The sequence below is a fragment of the Streptomyces sp. NPDC005151 genome (assembly GCF_053599875.1).
Genome location: NZ_JBSFYR010000267.1, coordinates 1 through 1,161, shown reverse-complemented (window position 1 = coordinate 1,161; position 1,161 = coordinate 1). Strand labels below are relative to the sequence as shown.

Annotated in this window: 1 protein-coding gene and 1 pseudogene; one reads left to right on the top strand and one right to left on the bottom strand. The window is 63.8% G+C overall.

Annotated elements, in window-relative coordinates; genetic code table 11:
* Positions 1 to 190 precede the first annotated feature (190 nt).
* A complete protein-coding gene (locus ACWD6R_RS40635; protein ID WP_451823354.1) occupies positions 191 to 619 on the top strand; it encodes a DUF4240 domain-containing protein in 429 nt (142 codons plus the stop codon).
* A 328-nt stretch (positions 620 to 947) separates the two neighbouring features.
* On the opposite strand, the pseudogene ACWD6R_RS40630 reads toward ACWD6R_RS40635, so the two are convergent.
* Positions 948 to 1,161: pseudogene (locus ACWD6R_RS40630) on the bottom strand (IS6 family transposase); the annotation flags it as partial.

The window sequence follows — 1,161 nt, the reverse complement described above, 5'->3', positions numbered from 1 at the left end:
TAGACACACGCCGATCCGGCGTGTGCTCCGGCATATCCGCAGGTCAAACCCCATATTCGCGTACTAGAGCGCCACCTCAACTGCGGAACTCAGGCTCGAACGAAATCCGGTTTGCCACAACGCACTGAGACAGCAGCAAACAGGTGACCCGGAAGTCGGGATGTCAGACCCCTACGTCATGCTCGCCATCATGAACGAAGACGCTTTCTGGCAGCTCATCGAAGAGTGCAGGCCCCCGGAACCTGACCCTGACGCCGAGCTTCTTGCAGCCACCGTGACCGAGCGCCTTGCCCAGTCCCCGTTGTCGCTGGTCATCGGCTTCGCCGAACAACTGTCATGGAAGCTCTACCAGCTGGACCGCAAGGAGTACGGACAGGACCTGTCCGAGGACGCCTTCCTCTACACACGTGCCGCGGTCGTCGCCGACGGCCGTACCGTGTTCGACAGCGTCCTCCAAGCCCCCGAGGCATTCGCCCCTTACGCCACCAACCTCATTTGGGCTGAGAGCCTGCTCTACACACCAGACCGTGCATACAAGCTCATCACCGGTGAGGAGTGGGACCGCGACACGCGCTACTCCTACGAGTCGTACTCGAACACCGAGGGCTGGGCTGATTGAACGCCGTCACTTCGCCTGGTGACGACTCTCAGAGTCGTTGATCATCCTCACGGAATGTGTGCCTGATCCCGTAACTCACCAACAAAGCCAGGACGAGCGACGACACCACCGTCCAGGACCGCCAGCACGTCCAGCCGGGTGGAATCGATCTGCACAATCTCTCCCGGCCGGGCGGCCATCGACGGGGTGAACGGGCCTGCGGGACGAAGCACCCGTTGACGGCGGACCACCGCGGAGCCGAAGGGCTCATTGGGCACTGTCACGTTGTTGCGTGCGTGGGTGCTGACGGTGTGTCGGGGTGTGGTGGGGCCGGGTGCCGGGCCTGGGTTCAGACCGCGGCGGGTCGACTGGCAGCGCCGGTGACCTGGTCCCAGATGGTGAAGCGGACGGTCATCTCGAGGCGGTGTTCGGCGGCGGTGAGGAGGTGGCGGCGGGGTCGGACGTGGAGTGAGATGCCGCTGAACGCGGACAGGAAGCGTTGTGCACCGCCGGCGGAGCGGAAGCCTTTCATCGCGCGTTCCCGCTGTCTCGTCGGCTGATGA

Bases quoted from the DNA above. Each gene is read 5' to 3' on its own strand.
- ACWD6R_RS40635 (WP_451823354.1), top strand. From the start codon at position 191: ATGAACGAAGACGCTTTCTGGCAGCTCATCGAAGAGTGCAGGCCCCCG.